This window comes from Bacillus sp. LBA3-1-1.1 (genome assembly GCF_040676495.1).
GTDB classification, from domain to species: Bacteria; Bacillota; Bacilli; order Bacillales; family Bacillaceae_G; genus Bacillus_A; species Bacillus_A nitratireducens.
The window spans coordinates 22,380-42,364 of the sequence record NZ_JBEGIB010000007.1 but is presented as its reverse complement, the minus strand read 5'-3'; the positions used below and the strand labels follow the sequence as shown (position 1 = coordinate 42,364).

Annotated in this window: 18 protein-coding genes and 1 riboswitch; of the genes, 9 read left to right on the top strand and 9 right to left on the bottom strand. The window is 35.0% G+C overall.

The features are described from left to right. Nucleotides 1-92: 92 nt before the first annotated feature. From MRBLBA3_RS07865 to MRBLBA3_RS07855, 3 genes are all read left to right on the top strand, one after another. Nucleotides 93-2,204, top strand: a complete 2,112-nt coding sequence (locus MRBLBA3_RS07865) for an LTA synthase family protein (protein WP_363380613.1) — start codon at nt 93-95, stop codon at nt 2,202-2,204. 205 nt (nt 2,205-2,409) lie between these two features. Further along, nucleotides 2,410-3,270 carry an ABC transporter permease subunit gene (locus MRBLBA3_RS07860; protein ID WP_000834895.1) on the top strand — a complete coding sequence of 287 codons (861 nt, stop codon included), beginning with the start codon at nt 2,410-2,412 and terminating at the stop codon, nt 3,268-3,270. Continuing rightward, on the top strand, nt 3,260-4,285 hold the full coding sequence (locus MRBLBA3_RS07855; protein ID WP_363380610.1) for an ABC transporter permease subunit: 1,026 nt from the start codon (nt 3,260-3,262) through the stop codon (nt 4,283-4,285). The genes MRBLBA3_RS07860 and MRBLBA3_RS07855 overlap by 11 nt, the downstream gene beginning before the upstream one ends. Before the next feature lie 49 nt (nt 4,286-4,334). Here the strand turns inward: MRBLBA3_RS07855 and MRBLBA3_RS07850 are convergent, their stop codons facing one another. Then, nucleotides 4,335-5,144 carry an alpha/beta fold hydrolase gene (locus MRBLBA3_RS07850; RefSeq protein ID WP_363380607.1) on the bottom strand — a complete coding sequence of 270 codons (810 nt, stop codon included), beginning with the start codon at nt 5,142-5,144 and terminating at the stop codon, nt 4,335-4,337. A gap of 21 nt (nt 5,145-5,165) precedes the next feature. After that, a complete protein-coding gene (locus MRBLBA3_RS07845) occupies nt 5,166-7,193 on the bottom strand; it encodes a catalase (RefSeq protein WP_363380604.1) in 2,028 nt (675 codons plus the stop codon). Nucleotides 7,194-7,365: 172 nt separating this feature from the next. On the opposite strand from MRBLBA3_RS07845, the gene MRBLBA3_RS07840 reads away from it, so the two are divergent. Together MRBLBA3_RS07840 and MRBLBA3_RS07835 are read left to right on the top strand one after the other, a co-directional pair. Then, a complete protein-coding gene (locus tag MRBLBA3_RS07840; protein WP_363380601.1) occupies nt 7,366-8,595 on the top strand; it encodes an ATP-binding protein in 1,230 nt (409 codons plus the stop codon). 25 nt (nt 8,596-8,620) lie between these two features. Next, complete coding sequence (locus tag MRBLBA3_RS07835) at nt 8,621-9,838, top strand: ATP-binding protein (protein WP_363380598.1); 1,218 nt, start codon at nt 8,621-8,623, stop codon at nt 9,836-9,838. A 258-nt stretch (nt 9,839-10,096) separates the two neighbouring features. Here the strand turns inward: MRBLBA3_RS07835 and MRBLBA3_RS07830 are convergent, their stop codons facing one another. Both MRBLBA3_RS07830 and MRBLBA3_RS07825 read right to left on the bottom strand, forming a co-directional pair. Further along, on the bottom strand, nt 10,097-11,086 hold the full coding sequence (locus MRBLBA3_RS07830; RefSeq protein ID WP_363380596.1) for a collagen-like protein: 990 nt from the start codon (nt 11,084-11,086) through the stop codon (nt 10,097-10,099). A gap of 128 nt (nt 11,087-11,214) precedes the next feature. Next, nucleotides 11,215-12,135, bottom strand: a complete 921-nt coding sequence (locus tag MRBLBA3_RS07825) for a Nif3-like dinuclear metal center hexameric protein (RefSeq protein ID WP_363380593.1) — start codon at nt 12,133-12,135, stop codon at nt 11,215-11,217. 203 nt (nt 12,136-12,338) lie between these two features. Here MRBLBA3_RS07825 and MRBLBA3_RS07820 point away from each other — a divergent pair, with 203 nt between their 5' ends. Both MRBLBA3_RS07820 and MRBLBA3_RS07815 read left to right on the top strand, forming a co-directional pair. Beyond that, entirely contained in the window at nt 12,339-12,662 is a 324-nt protein-coding gene (locus MRBLBA3_RS07820; RefSeq protein ID WP_363380785.1) for an iron-sulfur cluster biosynthesis family protein, read from the top strand. A 190-nt stretch (nt 12,663-12,852) separates the two neighbouring features. After that, nucleotides 12,853-13,758 carry a DMT family transporter gene (locus tag MRBLBA3_RS07815; protein WP_363380590.1) on the top strand — a complete coding sequence of 302 codons (906 nt, stop codon included), beginning with the start codon at nt 12,853-12,855 and terminating at the stop codon, nt 13,756-13,758. Between the two features lie 28 nt (nt 13,759-13,786). Here the strand turns inward: MRBLBA3_RS07815 and MRBLBA3_RS07810 are convergent, their stop codons facing one another. Further along, complete coding sequence (locus tag MRBLBA3_RS07810; RefSeq protein ID WP_002034446.1) at nt 13,787-14,008, bottom strand: hypothetical protein; 222 nt, start codon at nt 14,006-14,008, stop codon at nt 13,787-13,789. A 289-nt stretch (nt 14,009-14,297) separates the two neighbouring features. Here MRBLBA3_RS07810 and MRBLBA3_RS07805 point away from each other — a divergent pair, with 289 nt between their 5' ends. Next, nucleotides 14,298-14,681, top strand: a complete 384-nt coding sequence (locus MRBLBA3_RS07805) for an ATP synthase subunit I (protein WP_098500115.1) — start codon at nt 14,298-14,300, stop codon at nt 14,679-14,681. Between the two features lie 360 nt (nt 14,682-15,041). Here MRBLBA3_RS07805 and pckA read toward each other — a convergent pair whose 3' ends face one another. Further along, nucleotides 15,042-16,628, bottom strand: a complete 1,587-nt coding sequence (gene pckA, locus MRBLBA3_RS07800; RefSeq protein ID WP_363380586.1) for a phosphoenolpyruvate carboxykinase (ATP) — start codon at nt 16,626-16,628, stop codon at nt 15,042-15,044. Between the two features lie 228 nt (nt 16,629-16,856). Beyond that, nucleotides 16,857-16,978, top strand: a riboswitch (SAM riboswitch). A gap of 169 nt (nt 16,979-17,147) precedes the next feature. Here pckA and metK point away from each other — a divergent pair. After that, a complete protein-coding gene (metK, locus tag MRBLBA3_RS07795) occupies nt 17,148-18,347 on the top strand; it encodes a methionine adenosyltransferase (RefSeq protein WP_000163120.1) in 1,200 nt (399 codons plus the stop codon). Nucleotides 18,348-18,388: 41 nt separating this feature from the next. Here the strand turns inward: metK and MRBLBA3_RS07790 are convergent, their stop codons facing one another. From MRBLBA3_RS07790 to MRBLBA3_RS07780, 3 genes are all read right to left on the bottom strand, one after another. Continuing rightward, on the bottom strand, nt 18,389-18,568 hold the full coding sequence (locus MRBLBA3_RS07790) for a hypothetical protein (RefSeq protein WP_363380584.1): 180 nt from the start codon (nt 18,566-18,568) through the stop codon (nt 18,389-18,391). Nucleotides 18,569-18,574: 6 nt separating this feature from the next. Next, complete coding sequence (locus tag MRBLBA3_RS07785) at nt 18,575-18,754, bottom strand: hypothetical protein (RefSeq protein WP_002067722.1); 180 nt, start codon at nt 18,752-18,754, stop codon at nt 18,575-18,577. A gap of 498 nt (nt 18,755-19,252) precedes the next feature. Beyond that, nucleotides 19,253-19,723: a hypothetical protein gene (locus MRBLBA3_RS07780; protein ID WP_363380581.1), complete on the bottom strand. Its 471-nt coding sequence runs from the start codon at nt 19,721-19,723 to the stop codon at nt 19,253-19,255. Nucleotides 19,724-19,985: the final 262 nt, after the last annotated feature.

The following is a 19,985-nucleotide window of genomic DNA, read 5'->3' as shown; positions in this document are numbered from 1 at the left end:
GTTGGAAGACGAAATACACGTTATATGTTATTTTTATAGAAAGTATTTTTGCGGTGCGGGGTGAAATTAATAAACAGAAAAGAGGGAATGAATTGAGGGGTAATTTTTCATTTCATCAGCAAAGAAGAAGTATATTAATTTCAGCGATGTTAAGTGGTCTAGTAACCCTATATGTAGTACCCACAATTTTCTTGATTTTAAAATATTTTAGTTTAGATACGATGAAAGATATGTTAAATCAAAAAATTGTTTTAAGTATAATGACAATTTTGATGTGGATTGTACTATTGTATGTTGCGTATTTGAATAAAGATATAGTTAATAAATTTAAACCGATTATTAGGATTTATATTAGAATGTTTTTAGTAGCCCATGCGGTTACTTTGCTTTTTATTTTTACGCAAAATAATATGGATTTCGTAAATACACTGAATTGGATTTACAATTATAACGCACAGTTTATATTTAGTTTAATTGTAATTTATGCGATATATGTTTTTGTGTATAACGTGCTTGGGAAAGTTTTTTTGAGTACTATCTTGACAAGCATTTTGCTAATCATTTTGGCTATTGTAAATCACTTTAAAATTGTTTTTAGGGGAGACCCACTATATCCTTCTGATTTTACACAGATTGGACATATGCAATCTGTTATACCAATGGTGATGGATTATTTTAGTTGGGGTTATATTCTTCTCGTTATTGTAAGTGTTGTTGCCTGTATTTTAGCGGGTATGTATATAAGGAAATATATTCAAAATGTAAAAGTTCATGTAGGCGTACGAGTTCTATTTATAATAGGATCCGTTTTTGTTTTATATGCGTATGGTAATTTTACGAATACGTTTATGAATAAATGGTTTCAAAAGTCGGGCATAGAGTTCGTTTTGTGGAATCAAAATGAAAATTATGCTTCGAATGGTTTTGTTCTAGGCTTTATAAGTAATTTAGATACGACAGTCATTGAAAAGCCGAAAGATTATTCAAAAGAAAATATGATTCAAATAGCAAACGATATAAAGAAAAAATATAGTAGCAATATAGGGGCGCAGAAGCAAAAAGAGAAACCAAATATTATTTTTGTAATGAGCGAGTCGTTTTGGGATCCAACGAAATTAACGAATCTTTCCTTTAGTGAAGATCCTTTACCGAATTTGCATCATTATATAGAAAATTTTCCTGGTGGACAGACTATTTCTCCTACATTTGGAGGAAATACTGCGAACGTTGAATTTGAGGCGTTAACGAGTTATTCAATGAGTTTGTTAAAACCAGGCTCTATACCGTATCAGCAAGTTGTTACAAATAAGAAAGAAATTCCATCTATTACTCGAGAGTTAAAAAAAGAAGGGTATTACACAAGTGCAATTCATTCATTTGGTCGCTCATTCTTTAAACGGGATGATGTATATAGAGTGCTAGGCTTTGACAAGTTTAATGCGCAAGGTACGATGGAGAATGTAGAAGTTGATGGAGATTATATTAGCGATTTATCTATGAGTAAAGAGATAATAGCTGAATTAGAGAAGCAAAAACAACCTACTTTTATTCATGCGGTTACGATGCAAAATCATTTTCCATTTACAGAAGGAAGATTTGGCGAAAATCAAATAGAAATTAGTGGTTTAGACAATGAAGAATCGAAGGCTGAATTAGAGACTTATACAGAAGGTTTAAGACGTTCAGATGAAGCTCTTCAATATTTAATAGAGCAACTAGATAATTTAGATAGATCTACACTATTAGTATTTTTTGGTGATCATCTCCCATCACTAGGAACAAATAAATCTCTTTATAAAGAGACTGGTTATATAACGAATGAAAAAACGCCAAGTGAACGATTAGCGATGACACAAACGCCGTTATTAATGTATGCAAATTTTGATATACCAAATGACAATTTAGGCTTAGTAAGTCCAATTTATTTTTCAAATCTTGTCTTTGATTATGCTGGATTAAATAAGGTACCGTTCTATCAATTTTTATCGAAGTTATATGAAGAAATTCCTGTACTTCGTGACGAATTGAGGATAGGAAAAGACGGAGAAGCAATAAAAAGTTTAACAGAAAAACAAAAAGAAATGTTAAAGCAATATGAGCTTATTCAATATGACTTACTCGTCGGAAAGCAATATAGTAAGGATATAGTATTTAACGGGATAACCAGACAAGCTAGGGGTAGGGAGTATTACTTGTACATTTAGTATAAATTAAAATAGAATCGGTTTAATAATTGATTTGTGAGAAGTGTGTGAATTTTTCATTTAGTATATAATTGGATAATTTGTTTAATGCGTAAAAACACTCTTTAAGGTTTCTAAGAGTTTTTTTATTTAGATATATATTAAAATTTCAGAAAAATCAGTTATAATAAAGTTGTGTGGTAATTTTAAAAAAAGAGGTGGGATATTGAAGAGTTTTTGGGGCGAGAAAATAACAGAATTTATCATTAGTATCGCAGTTATTCTTACTGTGAGCTACGTACCATTCTATTTGTTTCTAGGAAATAAGCTCGATTTTATTACATATTTACAGAGGTTAGCTTCTCCAAAGGAGATTGCACATATTGATACGAACACTATGCAGTCAATTCCCTTTTTTGAACGAATTATTGAACCGTATACGTATTCTATGACTATTCTTTTAATCGCTACTTGTTTAACAATTATTCTTTCAATTGGTCTTTCATTCGTATACTTATTAGTTTCTTCTAAAATTAAGAAGTGGATTGAGAGTTGTTTAATTTTAATAGAATCAGTTCCAGATTTGTTATTAATTTTTAGTTTGCAATTATTTGTTGTATGGATTTATAAACAGACAGGATATCGCTTCGTTACTATTTATGCGTTTAATGATGAACGTGCATATGTCTTACCTATTCTTTGTATGACGATTGTTCCAACTCTTCATTTTTTCCGTGTTATCGTTTTATTTTTAATGGAAGAAAAGAATAAGCCTTATGTGGAATTTGCTCGTGCAAAAGGATTTAGTAATAAATATATACTGTATGTTCACTTATTACGTAATATTATGTACCATCTATTAAATCACTTACAGCCGCTGTTTTTATTCATGATTTCAAGCCTTTTAATGGTAGAAGGAGCTTTTAATATTACGGGATATATGTCTTTCTTAATAAGGGCAGGCTCTTTAAATCCTTTAACGATGGCATGGTGGATTCTTTTATTATTTGTACCATTCTATATTCTATTTGCTATTATACATTACCGAGTGAATCGTATTACAGGAGGGGCTTCTCATGATATATAGAAACTTTCGCTCCAAACGTTTTGTGTGTGGTGTTCTTTTCTTTATAGGGATTGTTGTAATTAGTTATCTTATTACATGGTTTGGTAAGGATTTATATATGAGTAAGACAATCTGGCTAAAAGATGCGAATGGGGATGTTGTTGCTGCAGCTCCGTTTAGTCCGCTTACAATACCACCACTCGGTACAGATCGTAACGGTTTTAATTTGTTTTTTCAATTACTAGTAGGTGCAAAGTTTACAATTTTATTTGTATTGGGCGTATGTAGCGTACAAGTGTTTTTCGGTACTGTATTAGGTGTAGCGTTAGCGCATGCACCATCTATAGTACAAAATTTATTTCAAAAAGTATGTAAAGTGTATTTCTTTATTCCGACAGTGCTATGGGCGATTTTGTGGATGTTTCCAATCATGTTGCACAGTCAATTAACTGGATTTAATATGGATATTATTATAAAGCAGTTTACTGTTCTTTGTTTTGCGCTGTTGCCAGCTGTTATTCTTTATGTGAATCAAGAAATCAATTTATTTATGAAAAATGAATTTGTTACAACTTCGAAAATATTAGGAGCTTCAAAGTTTCGGATTATTAGAAAGCATATATGGTTGTATCTAAAAGAAATTCTTGTCGTTCTTTTTTTACAGCAGTTTGTTCAATTATTTACGTTATTAATTCATTTGTCGTTCTTTGGGATTTTAATTGGAGGACGAGGTGTAGATTATGATACGGGGAAACCATACTCACTTACGAATGAATGGGCGGGTTTAATCGGTCTATACAAAAATGAATTTTTAGCAGCACCATGGATTGTCATTGCGCCACTACTATTCTTTACTGTTTCTATATTCGTTTTACATATGATGATCAAAGGGATAAAGAAAGAGCAGGGTAGTAGTCTATATTCTGTGTATAAAAAGACTAAGAATGTACCATATGAACAAAGAAAGGAAAAGAAGGAAATCGACAAATCATTGTTCATCCCGGTATCTTCTAACTCGATAGAAAAAGGTAGTTAAGAGAAAAGAATTTGCCGTAAAGGCAAATTCTTTTTTTATTGTAAAGTAACTATGAATTTAAAAATTTTATCAGTTCTTTATTTAACTCATCCGCTTGATCGATAGGAGAGCCGTGCCCGCTATTTGTAAGAGGGTATATTTCAGAGTTTTTAATTCGCTCTTTTGTTAGCTCAGCGCTTTTATAAGGAATGAGTTGATCGTGAACACCGTGGAATATTTTTGTTGGGACGTTAATTTTACTTAAGTCTTTCGTTACGTCTTCGTTTGCAGCAGCTTGCAAAATTTTGATGAGAGCATAGGAAGCGGACTGCATACCGAGATAAGAAAACCATTCTAACGTAGCGGCTCCTAAGTTTCTATTAAAAAATGATAAAGATACATCATTTAGAAATTTAGGCAAATTTACATACATTTGATTAATAAGGGTATTTGCTTGTTCTTTCGGTACGCCGTAAGGGGATTGTTGATTTTTTACGAAAGAGGGGGAGACGGCATCGATTAATGCAAGTTTAGAAATATGACGACCGTTATATCGTGACATGTATCGAATAGAAAGAGCACCGCCGACTGAGAAACCAACTAACGTAGCATTTTCTATTTGAAGTGCTTCTAATACAATTGCGATATCGTCAGCTAAACGATCATATGTGTAACCGGTCCATGGTTTATCAGATTGCCCGTTTCCGCGAATGTCCATGGCGACGCAGCGAAACCCGTGCTGTGGTAAAACATTGAATTGATATTGAAACATTTGGTGATTCAAAGGCCATCCGTGTACGAAGAAAACAGTTTTACTGTCAGGACCTGGATTCATATCTTGTACAAAAATATGTACATCTTTTTCCACTGTAACGAACATGACATATCCTCCTAATGCGTTTTAATAAGCTCTTTCCCAAAAGCGCTGTTTTGTCATCGCATGAATAAATTCATTCGCAAGTAGAGTAGGGTTTTGTTCTGTTATAACGCCAGGTTTTTCTTCGATATTTAAAGATTGAATAATAGTAGTTCCATTTTGAAAAGCGCCAATGGGCTTAAAGTGATTATATGATTCTACGACAAATGAACTTGCTTTGTTAAGAAAATGATCATCAAGATTTCCACCAATAAGAAATAGCCCGTCATAAAGAAGCGGTGATCCTGTTAAGAAAGTATCATTCACTTCCCACTGTACATTTTGTGTTCCTTGCACTATACCTAATCGTTCAGAAATAATTACTGGCTGAAGACCGATTTGTTTGAATTGCTGTAGCATAGATTGTGCGTTTTGCCCGTCATACCCGTTTGCAACAATGACACCTACTCGTAATGTACTGGGACTAAATGTTGTATTCGCCATACTGAGTGCTGGAGATAATTTTGTGAAATTTGATTCTTGAACATTCGGTACTGTTGCCCCGACCGCTTCTGCGACTAAAGTAGCCAATTCTGTACTAATATGACCAATCATACTTACGACTTGTTGGCGAACGGATTTACTTTTTACTTTTCCTAATTCAAAGGAGAAGGCTTGCATAATATGGATTTTTTCGACGGGACTCATACTATTCCAAAATAAGCGGGCTTGTGAGAAGTGGTCTTTAAAACTTGCAGCTGTTTCTCTCGTTTTATGTCCAGATACAGTAGAAGGGTATGTAACAAATCCACCCTTTGTTCCGGGGACAGTGTAAGGAGAATTATTAGCTAAGGAGTTATTATGGTAAGCGACTTTCCCTTTATCAATTATATATTTAGAAGCACCATCTCTTTGGTTGTTATGAAACGGGCATACCGGACGATTAATCGGTAATTCTTGATAGTTTGTACCGACGCGCGCCAATTGTGTATCTGTATAAGAAAAGAGCCTACCTTGTAAGAGAGGATCATTTGTAAAATCAATACCACGGACAATGCTTCCAGGATGCAGTGTGACTTGTTCTGTTTCAGCAAATACGTTATCAACGTTCCGATTTAATGTCATTTTTCCGATGATTTTAACAGGGAAGTCTTCTTCCGGCCAAATTTTTGTTGCATCTAATATATCGAAATCGTATTTAAATTCATCCTCCTCTTCTAAAATTTGAATGCCAAGTTCATACTCAGGGTAGTTTCCAGCATTAATATTTTCCCATAAATCCCGGCGATGATAATCTGGATCAGCACCGCCTAATTTTTGAGCTTCATCCCAAATTAACGAGTGAACGCCAAGCTTAGGCTTCCAGTGGAATTTTACGAATCGGGACTTTCCGTGCGTATTAACTAAGCGAAATGTATGAACGCCGAATCCTTGCATCATTCGAAAACTTCTCGGAATTGAGCGATCCGACATAATCCACATCATCATCGCAGCTGATTCTTGATTATTGGCGATAAAGTCCCAAAAAGTATCATGTGCTGTTTGCCCCTGAGGAATCTCATTATGTGGCTCGGGTTTAAGAGCATGAATAAGATCCGGAAATTTAATACCATCTTGAATGAAGAAAATTGGAATGTTGTTTCCTACTAAATCGAAATTTCCTTCTTCTGTATAAAACTTAACAGTGAACCCTCGTACATCTCGGTTCGTTTCATTTGCACCTTTTGATCCAGCAACTTCGGAAAAACGAATAAAAATAGGTGTCTTTTTAGATGGGTCTTGTAAAAAATGAGCCATTGTTAAGTCTTCTAAAGATTCATACAGCTCAAAAACGCCATGTGCTCCGTAACCACGGGCATGAACGACTCTTTCAGGAATTCGTTCACGGTCAAAATGAGCGAGTTTTTCTCGCATAAGGAAATCTTCTAAAAGTGTAGGACCACGATCGCCGGCGGTTAAAGAGTTTTCATCATTTGAAATTTTGACACCCGTATTCGTTGTCATCTCTTTTCCTTCATTGTTTTTCGTAAAGGATTGTAACTGTTCTATCTTCTTATTTTCCCGACTATCCATATAAAGCACCTCCCATACTATACGTATTATTGTTCATGGTTTTTATGCTTACATATGGTCTGGAGAAGTATATTATCTATGGATTGATTTTCCTCATTTGTTCAATTTATCTTTGTTTGTCTATGAAAATCATTTATTATAATAAATGGTATTCTTTTGAAGGGGTGTTGAAGTGGAAGAGAGTTTTCTATCAGCTAAAGAAGAAAAAACAAACGCTAAGATTTTCTTATGGGTAATACATATTATTTTAATTGTATATGAGGTTACATACACGATTATAATAGAAGATACAATGCCTTTAGGAAATTGGCATAAAGTGATATGGAAGCTTGCATATATTATGGTTATATTAGGTATTAGTGTTTACTTATTTGAGAGAGGAAAAGCGTATTTAGTTAAATATGCATATTTATTTGCATACATGATCGCAGAGATTTTTAATATTGGATGGTATGTTTTTCATAATACAATAGCATTTGATGAAGGGAATGTAATTGAATTTATTTTCATTTTCTTCGTACCGATATTTTTGAGTAAAAGATATTTATTTATCTTAGCGCCATTTCTTATAGGGAAATATATGATATACCTATTTGTATTTGGAGAACTTAACTTGTTTATGTCTCTTGTTATCAATATGTTGTTGCTTTTCGTGTCATTTATTATTTTAAATCGATTTTTACAATATCTTTCAGCAGTAAAGGGACGTATTGCAGAAGCAAGTCAGTCACAAAAATTGGCGGTTATCGGAAAAATGGCAGCGACAGTTGGACATGAAATTAAAAATCCACTTGCTTCATTAAAAGGGTTTACGCAATTACAAAAAGAGAAACACGAAAAAGATGCAACATATGGACAAATGATTCTTGAAATAGAAAATATGAATAACATGATTAGTGAATTAATGGAGATTGCTACATGTAAACCTTCTGTTTATGAAAAACATATTGTAAGTGATGTTTTAGTACAAGCAGTAGAAAATATGCGCGGAAAAATGGACGAGTTAAATATAAATTGCACCTTTAATGAAGAGAAAAATAGAAGTGAAATTGAATGTGATAAACGCAAATTAAAAGGAGTATTTTTGTATGTTATTAAAAATGCTTTAGAGGCAATGGAACATGGTGGAACATTAAAAATACAAGTTGAAACTAAAAAAAGAGATTACGTAATAGTAAGTATAGTAGATAGTGGCTTTGGGATAAAAAAGGATAATTTAGGAAGAGTTAAGAATGCTTTTTATACAACAAAGCAAGATAGAATTGGATTAGGCCTTACGGTAGCAGAGCGAATTATTACAGAGCATCTTGGAGAATTACATATTTCTAGTGAAGTAAAAAAGGGAACGAGAGTAGAAATACTGCTCCCGAAAAAGCGTAAGCGCAATGTGACACAAGATTAAGAGGGCTTGTTAAAGGAGTTATCATATGGAAAAAGGCAATATATTTGAAAAAGAAGAGATAAAGGCGTTAAAAATATTTTTAAGCTTATTCTTCTTTATATTTTTTGCGTATGATTTTTCTGAAAAGGCTATTGTTCTTTTATCAGATGAAAATCAAAAACTAGCAGATGTTTTTGGAGAAGGATTAGGTCTATGGCTATATAGTTTGATGATTGGATTATTCCTTGTCGGACTTTATATTATAAAATGGGAAAATCCGTATATTGTGAAGTATATTATTTTAATTGGCTATAATATATTGGATTTTATTAATAACTTCATTATTTATTACGGAAGTGATGCGGAATTTGATGGCGGGAATATAGTAGAAGGATTCTTTATTTTATTTGCACCGATATTTGTGAATAAGAGGTACTTTTGGCTAGTTGCCGGAACTATTGTTGGAAAATATGTACTTATGGGATTCGTTGTTCAATCCTTTATCGTTCTTATCCCAATGGCATTATACAGCGCGTTTGTTATTGTATGTTGGATTATATTCTTAAGATTCCAATCTTACGTTCGTACACTTGAAATGATGGACAAAGAAATACAAAAGGTAGAAAAATTAGCGATGGTTGGAAAAATGGCAACAGTAATTGGCGATAAGATTAGAAGACCATTAGAAAAATTGAAAAAACTTGTGAAGAAGCAAGCAAAAAAACATCCAGAAGATAAGATTTATAGTGAAATTATGAGACAGGAAATAGAGCGAATTCATACAATAGCTACAGAACTCAGTGGGTTTGAGAAGTCTAAATCGGTAGAGTCAGAAACTCATAATATTAAAGAAATTATCTCTTATGTTATCAGGGTTATGGAAAAGCCAGCTTTAGAACAAGGGATAAAAATGCATGTTATTTATAGTAAAGATATCCCTTCAATTACATGCGATGAAAAACGATTGAAACAAGTATTTTTTAATTTAATAAAAAATGCGATTGAAGCGATGTCAGTTGGCGGAACTATCACTGTGAAAGTTATAGTGAAAGATGTAATCATTGTGCAAATTATAGATGAGGGATGCGGCATTCCAAAAGATAAAATTCCGAAGCTAAATGAAGCTTTCTACACAACGAAAGAAACTGGAACAGGCTTAGGGTTAGTAGTTACGGAAAATATTATTAAAGATCACCACGGTAAATTGAACTTTGAAAGTGAAGTTGGAGTTGGAACGACTGTTGAGATTATGTTGCCGATTTAACGGTGGGATATTTTAAAAAGGGGAAATCACTTTCTTTAGAGTGATTTCCCTTTTCAGTGTGGATGGAAGTACGGAATTTTAATAAACGGGATGTTTACAACATTAACATGGTGTATAAATTTAGGGATCCAAAATATGGTTATTTTTAAAGCGAGAGTGTAGAATAAATTTGTCTGTTATTTGTTTTAATTTAGTTGTAATCTTTTTGGCCTCAGCAGCGAGGTCCTTTTTTGTAAATGAATGATTTGTAAGTGGGGACTATATATCAGTGATTAGAAAAATAGAGTATACAGCACTTGCCGTAATCCCGGGGGGAATATAAAGAGATATCGCATCCCCCCTCGAGACCGGGTTTCCAGTTGTAATACTAGTCCAAGTTACAGTGGCGGGTCCAGGTGCTGGAGTAGGGTTATACACTTGAGGTTGTCTAGAGCCAATATCCGTGGGTTTAATTGAAAATGTCATAGTCCCCGTAATTTTATCTGTAGTAGTTAAAGTAATAGTAGATAGGATGTAATTAGAGGTAGGAGCAGAGAGGTTTGTTGGGACATTTTTGCAAATATCAATCGTATAAACAGCAGCGGGTAAGTTATTAATATTTATAGATGCAGCAAAACCAACTATATTTCCAGCTCCAGCAGTTACATACGGAATAACGTTAGAATCAATTCCTGGAGAACCTGCTATACGTTGAAACCCAGCATTCGTTCCTTGAAAAATCATACTTTTCGCTGATGACCTACCAGCAGTTCCGGTAGGTCCGGTTGTGCCGGTAGAACCAGTGACTCCAGTAGGTCCAGTTGTGCCGGTAGAACCAGTGGCACCAGTAGGTCCGGTTGTGCCGGTAGAACTAGTGGCACCAGTAGGTCCAGTTGTGCCGATAGAACTAGTGGCACCAGTAGGTCCGGTTGTGCCGGTAGAACTAGTGACTCCAGTAGGTCCAGTTGTGCCGGTAGAACTAGTGGCACCAGTAGGTCCAGTGATGCCGATAGAACCAGTAGGACCAGCCTCTACTAATACGATATAATCCGGAGATACATTCGGAAAAACTTGAGGTGCATCTTTTTTTACAACATAGCCACTACTCGTGTAAGTCACAACTTGTCCCGTTTTATAGTTAGGAGCGGCTGCTAGACTAAAAGCGGTAGTGCTTTGTAAACCGGCCCCAGCAGAACCAGTAGGTCCAGTGCTTCCGATAGAACCACTGTTACGTCTACCTTCACAACTAAAACAATTACGTTGATACATGTACTTTCTCCTTTCTATATTTTTGAAAATCTATTATAAAAGTAGAACCACTATATATATATATTGTAGATTCTATATTTTTGTGTGGCCGATTGTATTGTGTATATAGATTTCAAAAATAGGGGGGCTTATAACCACCATTTTTCCTGTGGAAGCAAAGTAACATCCGCATCAAAATTCTCTTTAAACCAATCATACATCAATGTCTCTTTCACTAAATATTCAGAGGCAGAGTGTGACACACCGATGAGTGACATGTTTGTTTCTTTTACGTAATCCATAATGAGCGAGTATTTATGCCTGCCGTAATCATTGTCGATATGGCAATGGATTTCTCCTGTAATATATGCTTCAGCTCCTTTTTCTTCTGCTTCTTTCATTAAAGAAACGACATCGCCGCAGCCAGCGATAATTGCAATTTTCTTGATGGAATCATGTTGTTTACCTTCGAAGTCTGTATAAGGAATGTTAAAGAGTTTTTTTAGATGTTTTTGGAGTTTTTCTGTTGTTGTTTCATCTATTTCACAAATGAGACCGACCGGTTCGGTTTCTGGACCACCGTAAGCAAACCCGTCAATTACATTGGCTTGTAGTGCTTTTGCAATTGAAATGCTAGTTCCATATGTTTGATGAAAATCCATTGGAACGTGACATGTATATATAGAAAGTTGTTTTTCTTTAATTGCCTGCAAATATTTTGATGAAATTGGAGTAAATCCTCGCCCTGACTTTCCGAGTGGATCACCGCACTCCATCACAATTGGATGGTGCATGAAGAGTAAATCACCTGGTATGGATTGTGAAATGAATTTTTCGAGAACATCATCAGTTGGGAACACAGCTAAAAAGATTGTGTTTACATTTTCAGCACCTCTTATCATAAGACCGTTAAATAGCTCAACAAAAGTTGCTTCGAAAAATTGTTGCCATGGAAACTGGATTTGATCATATGTAGCTGGAAGGAAACGACTAAAGGCACTGTCTTTTCCGTATTTTTCAATTTGGAATAAATGATTAAGTGATTGTTCTATTTCTTTTAAAGCTGGCATGTTGTGTTATCCTCCTTAAAATAATCTTTACCCTGTTAGTTGTTTTTGTTTTTCGTGGCAAAATAAGAAGCGGATAGGAAGCAAATAAAGTTTCACTTTATCACATATATTGTATAGTAGTCTTAATTTTCTGTATATAAGATTTAAGAAAAATGGTGGTACAATATATAAATGATACGAGAAGAGAGGATGTAGGTTCACATATGTACGTTACTGTAACAGAGGCAGCATATAAAAAGATTATGGATACGATTCCAAGTGAAACAAAATATATAAAGTTATTTTATGATAATGAAGGTTGCGGTTGTGTCATGAGTGGGATTATTGATTTAGTAGCCGTTTCAGAGAAAGATGAGCGCGATGTAGATATCGAATCAAGCGTACTAGACTTTATTGCAGACCGCACAAAGCTTGTATTTATGGATGATAAGTTAACAGTTGATTGGCATGAAGTTGGAGGGACTTTTCAGCTGAAGAGCCCAAGCCAGTTTTATAATCCAAATATGAAGTTACACGTTCGATTGTAAAAAAGAGCGATTCCGAAATGTTTTCGGAATCGTTCTTTTTTTGTTGATAAGTCGATATTCATTGTCGAATCGCCGATATAAATTCATTTACCAAAATACGGTTCTTCATACAACAAAATATTTTTTCACATAATGAAATGTACATATAATTGAATTTTCTGTATAATTCTCTTTGCGGAGGGGGTTGCGCATGAAAAAATGGGGAATTGAGTTATTAATTTTAAGTGTCGTTATTATTTGGGGGATTAATTTTACGATTGCGAAATATGGACTTTTAGAATTTACAGCAATTGAGTTTACTGCACTTCGGATGATATCGGCGGCACCGCTTATGTTACTCCTTACATTTTTTATTGAAAAGTCGGTTTATATGGAGCGAAAGGATATACCTAGATTAATCATCGTTAGCGTTGTAGGTATTGTACTGTATCAAACATTATTTATGGAAACTGTCAAATATACATCCGCTACAAATGCCTCTTTACTCATTTCTATTTCACCTATTTTTACAACTGTATTTGCGATTTTTTTGAAACAAGAAAAGTTTTCTTCTCGAAAGTTAATCGGTTCAATGATTGCCTTTTTTGGTGTAGCGTTAGTTTTAGTAGCAGGGCATTCGCTTGCTAGTTCTTTTTATGGAAATGGAATTGGGCTAATTACATCGATATGCTGGGGGCTTTATCCTGTTTTAGCAGGGCCATTAATTAAAAAATATTCAGCGCTACGTGTTACTGCATGGTCGGCATTAGTTGGAGCGATTCCACTCTTATTGTTAAGTGGTCCACATGTATTTGTAATGCCATTTCACATTACAAACGGGATGACATGGTTTGCCTTGCTGTATTCTATTTTCTTTGTAACAGTATTTGGTTTAGTGATGTGGTATGTTGGTGTTCAAAAAATTGGGGCGTCACATACGATGGTATATATGTATATAACGCCACTTGTAGCTGTTTTATTTGCAGCTATATGGGCAAATGAATATGTATCGTTTCAACAAATTATCGGTGGAATTATCATTTTCTTCGGTCTATGGTTTGTGAAATCAGAGAAAGTAAAGGTGCATGCTACCGTACAAGAACCTATATCAAAATAGGAAAACAGATCACCTATGATCTGCTTTCCTATTTTTTTATTTTTGGTAAGAAGACGAGAAATAAGATCGCAGTAATAAGTGGGATTAAGTTTAAAAATGGGATACGGAAGAGTGTAATAAGAATAATACCTGGAAGAAGAACACCGAGGACAGCATAGAAAATACTATGTTTTTTCGTGTACCAATATAAGGAAAGTCCAATAAGTGCAGGGACAATGAGGTGAATGAGAGCCATTAAAAAATAAATCATTAGACGCCCCCTTTATTTATGTGCTTATTACATCATATCCGTATGTTCATAGATTGATATCATTTTTTTCATAATTGGACGGAAAATGTTTTGAAAAACGTCACATTTGCGAGGGATTCTATATTAATAATCTTGTATAATATTATTTCCTAAAAACATTTTAACAACATAAACATACTGTTTATGTTTTTTAATTTGAGTGAAATGGATTTTAAGTAGTATGGACTCGAAAGAAATGAGTTATACAGCTTTTGTTGGATAGATAAAAACTACTGAAGAGGAGTACAGCATGATTAGTATGTCATTAAGATCGTTTAAAATTCAATCGTATTATCTACTAGGTATTCTGTTATTAGGCTGGATGTTAACACCGTTTTCAGCACATTTTCTAGGAGCTGGAATTGGACTTATTGTAAGTATGTACTGTGTTTGGCTTTTAGGGAGACGGATTGAAAAGCTTGGAGATAGTCTTGTAAAGAAGACGAAAGCGCCGACGCTTGGTATGTTTAATCGCTTTGCAGCTGCCATTTTAGGTGCTATTATTATGTACGAAATTGAGCACCATATGGTTATGTGGGCATTTGCAGTAGGGATTATGGGTGGCTATTTCTTAATCGTTATTAATTTAGGTTACTATAGTATGAAGGATGAAGAAGAATTAACGAAGAGCTAAAAAAGATACAAAGCCACAAAGCTACAAAGCTTTTTTAGATGGAATAGAGGATCCGGCGATGGGTAGAAGCGGTCAGGGTCTTTTTTGCTCCCATACGATGTGAAACCAGAGCGATGTAGTAAGATGTAGTAAGATGTAGTAAGTGGAAAAAAAGTTTATGTGTTTGAAGCCGTGATTTGTACGTGGATAAATTAAATAATATATAGAAAGAAGCTTACGTTTTTCACGTAAGCTTCTTTTTTATGTAAGTGTGTGTAACCGTTAAGCCGCATTGGGTTTTGTCGGTGAGTACGCGAAACTTTACGGTTACACGACACTTATTCATATGAGTAAAGGGTTATTCCAACAGAAAGTTTATACTTAAGCGATTGGGCCGCCTAAGTTAATAATATCTTCAGAAACGCTATCAAACTTTTTGAAGTTTGATTTGAATTCGTTTGCAAGCTCAATTGCTTTCACTTTGTAAGCATCTTTATCAGCCCAAGTTTGTTCAGGCATCAATACTTCGTCAGGTACACCTGGTACGTGAAGTGGAACTTCAAGACCGAAGATGTCGTGTTTCGCAGTTTCAGCTTTTGCAAGTTCGCCGCTTAATGCTGCTTGAATCATTGCGCGAGTATAACCTAAGTTCATACGTTTACCAACGCCGTATTCGCCACCAGTCCAGCCAGTGTTTACTAAGAATACTTTCGCATCATGTTTCTCGATTTTTTCACCAAGCATTTCAGCATAGCGAGACGCATCAAGTGGTAAGAACGGTGAACCGAAGCAAGTTGAGAATGTAGCTTGCGGAGATGTAACGCCGCGCTCTGTTCCTGCTAGTTTACTAGTGTAACCGCTTAAGAAATGGTACATAGCTTGCTCTTTTGATAACTTACTGATTGGAGGCAATACGCCAGATGCATCAGCAGTTAAGAAAATAATTGTATTTGGATGTCCTGCAACACTTGGTAGTACGATATTGTCAATCGCATGCATAGGGTATGCAGCACGTGTATTTTCTGTTAAAGTAGTATCGTTATAGTCAGCGATGCGTGTTTGACCATCAATGACAACGTTTTCTAAAACTGAACCGAATTTGATTGCATCGAAGATTTGTGGTTCTTTCTCATGAGAAAGGTTTACACATTTCGCGTAGCAACCGCCTTCAATATTGAATACGCCGTTATCAGACCAACCGTGCTCATCATCACCGATTAATTTACGGTTTGGATCAGCGGATAATGTTGTTTTACCTGTTCCAGATAAACCGAAGAATAGTGCTACGTCGCCTTCTTCACCTACGTTTGCAGAGCAATGCATAGAAAGAATGTCTTGTTCAGGTAGTAAGAAGTTCATAATAGAGAAGATTGATTTTTTCATTTCTCCAGCATATTCTGTACCACCGATTAGTACGATACGTTGCTCAAATGAAACCATAATGAACGCTTCAGAATTTGTACCGTCAACTGCTGGATCTGCTTTAAAGTTTGGTGCAGAAACAATTGTGAACTCTGATTCATGAGTTGCTAATTCTTCTTCAGTTGGACGAATAAATAATTGATGTACGAACAAATTATGCCATGCGTATTCGTTAACAACTTGAATTGGTAGGCGATAGTTGCGGTCAGCGCCAGCAAATCCTTTGAAGACGAATAACTCTTCTTTTTCTTTTAAGTATTCTAAAACTTTTGTATATAATTTATTAAAATGTTCTTCAGAAATCGGTTGGTTCACAGCTCCCCAAGCAATTTTGTCAGCAACCGATGCTTCCTTCACAATAAATTTATCTTTAGGAGAACGTCCTGTGTATTTTCCTGTTGAAGCAGAAACGGCACCAGTAGAAGTTAATTTCCCTTCATTTCGCATTAATACTTTTTCCACTAATTGCGGAACACTTAGTTGAATCTGTGCATTGCTTCCGTTCAATAATTCATGTAAACCAATTTGGACATTCACAGTACTCATATTTATATACCATCCTTTTCATTTAATGAAATATTTCTCGTAATCCCCATCAATAGTATAACACAATTATATAAATAATGTATACTATTTATTTATTTTTGTTTGTGTGAATGTATTAGTTCCTTATTAATATTTCATTCTATACGTATTGAGAAAAACTTTCAGGAAAATGTGAATATTAATTGACAAATGAATATCATTTCTTTAGTATAGGTTGGGACGGATACTCTCTTATCCCGAGCTGGCGGAGGGACAGGCCCGATGAAGCCCAGCAACCTCACTTGTAGTGGTAAATACAGGTGAATAGGTGCTAAAACCTGTGCGAGGCTAATGGTCTCGAACGATAAGAGCAAAGGGCAAAAAGCAGTATGCAAGTAGCAAATTAAACCTTTCCTCTATGTAAAGTAGGAAAGGTTTTTCTGTATGCTTGTGTGGGAGAATAAATGTATGTCGCAGTTTGTGGCAAATTAAGGATGAGTTCCGTACAATATATACAATTACTGTAGGGAGGTTTACCACATGACAAAAAAACGTCATCTGTTCACATCTGAGTCTGTAACTGAAGGACATCCAGATAAAATTTGTGACCAAATTTCTGATTCAATTTTAGATGCGATCTTATCAAAAGACGCAAATGCACGTGTAGCTTGTGAAACAACTGTAACAACTGGTTTAGTATTGGTAGCGGGGGAAATTACGACTTCTACTTACGTAGATATTCCGAAGATCGTTCGTGAAACAATTCAAGGCATTGGTTACACACGCGCAAAATACGGATTCGATGCAGAAACTTGTGCAGTTTTAACATCTATCGATGAGCAATCTGCTGACATCGCTATGGGTGTTGACCAAGCGCTAGAAGCACGCGAAGGTCAAATGACTGACGCTGAGATTGAGGCAATTGGTGCAGGAGACCAAGGTTTAATGTTTGGTTTTGCATGTAATGAAACACAAGAATTAATGCCACTTCCAATCTCGCTTGCTCACAAATTAGCTCGTCGTTTAACTGAAGTGCGTAAAGATGACACATTATCATACTTACGTCCGGATGGAAAAACGCAAGTTACAGTTGAGTATGATGAAAATGGTAAACCTGTACGTGTAGATACAATTGTAATTTCTACACAGCATCATCCAGATGTTACATGGGAAGAAATCGATCGCGATTTAAAAGAGCATGTAATTAAAGCTGTAGTTCCAGCAGAATTAATGGATGGAGAAACGAAATTCTTCATTAACCCAACTGGCCGCTTCGTAATTGGTGGACCACAAGGTGATGCTGGTTTAACAGGACGTAAAATCATCGTTGATACTTACGGTGGATACGCTCGCCACGGTGGCGGTGCATTCTCTGGTAAAGATGCAACGAAAGTTGACCGTTCAGCAGCATATGCAGCTCGTTATGTTGCGAAAAACATCGTAGCAGCTGGTCTTGCTGACAAAGCAGAAGTACAACTTGCATACGCAATCGGCGTAGCGCAACCAGTATCAATTTCAGTTGATACATTTGGCACTGGTAAAGTATCTGAAGACGTACTAGTAGAACTAGTTCGTAACAACTTCGATCTTCGCCCAGCTGGTATTATTAAAATGCTAGACTTACGTCGCCCAATTTACAAACAAACAGCAGCTTACGGCCACTTCGGACGTACTGATGTAGATCTTACATGGGAACGTACAGACAAAGCTGTAGCTTTAAAAGAGCAAGCTGGTCTATAATATATGAAAAAAAGCTTTGCGCTGTGTGCGCAAAGCTTTTTTTATTTGGTTTTATTTGCTATTTGGATGCATGAACTGCGATAAACTTCGCCGTCTAGCTCAATATATTTTCTCATATTTGTCATACCACTTGCCGGAAATGGCATATGAATCCATGCTTTTTCATACGTTTGTATTTCCTTTTCACATGATTTGCAAAGGATTAATTTCTTACGGAACATAGACGGTCACCCTTTCAGTTGACGCGCTTTTCCTGCGCAAAAAGCACTGCTCAGTAAAAATAGCGTTGCGAATATAATACTCACTAATGTAGCGTATGGAATCGCGCCTTTTAAGGAAAAGCCGACAGTGATGGAAGCAACAAATAAGAGAATGAATGTTGTTGTTAATTTTTTATAAAGTTCCATAGTAATTTAAGCTCCTTATTAAGAAATATTTTGTCTAGATTACATAGCATTATCTATCTGGTATATATGTGGAAACTATCCCGGTGGAATGAGTAGTACCACCAGCACGTACGTAAGTGTGGCTTAATTGTAAACCTTAATTTCCAGAAGTATTTGAAGTTCTAATTTTTGTATTCATTTGAGCTGTCTTTGGTACAGGGTTAAATAGATTTTTATCCAGCGTCCAACTCCCATATTTTTCACTTAATGATGAGTTACTGTGTATGCTGAATCCAGTTAAATTTCGAAAAATGAATATTGGAAGCATAGTGGAATCTGGTTCATAATTTATTAAATGTTGAGATGAATAAGGTACAGATAATTGTGTATTCCAGCTTATAAAAGGTGGGTTTATAACTGTATTTTTAATAGTATGAGATGCTGTTATATCCCAGACAGATCCTGTTTTTCCGTTAATAGTTACATTGGAATTGTCCTTGTTAAAGGTAATATTTGTTGTTAATTTAGCCCCGGTATAAAAAAGTAATTATAATTTCTATTTGCAGTAACGGATTTAGTAGTATAAGAAGATGAATGTAATATTTGTTCTAAGCGGCGTACCGTTTCTTTTTGAATCGTTTTTATATTTTCTGTTTTAGCTTCCGAGAAGTAATAGTCTCTATAGCTTATATTGTTTATGTAATAATTAGAGACGGCGAATAAATATAAATTTGTTTTTGGAGAAGATTCTAAGATGTTTGTTTTAATTGGATTACCGTTATTATGATAGAGCTGGATTTCAGCAGAATTTGTTTTAAGTGTGGGATTTGATTTTGGTTCAGACGTGTTTTTATCTTCATTCCAATGCGTTATTTGTCCTTGTATAACGTGGATATTTTTTTCTTCAGCATAAACGTTAGAAGAAAAAAACATTCCTAATAATAAAGAAAGAAAAAATAATAATTTTGTACTAATTTCATTTTTCCTCATTTTTATCACCCTTATTTATAGTGTATTTTAAATTTGCGTTTCCATATAAAATCTACAAAATAGGCAAGTGAAAATGGGATGAATGTACTGGTTAAGTAGTAGCGAATACCACCATCTGGCATGAGTACGTATAATTTTTAAAAATTAATATCAAATCTGTAAGCGATGAATTGAAAAAGAGATAATATAATTAGGAATGGTATAATAGGTACATATCTTTTTACGTTATAAAATACAGTTTGAAACATAAGGATCTCTTTTT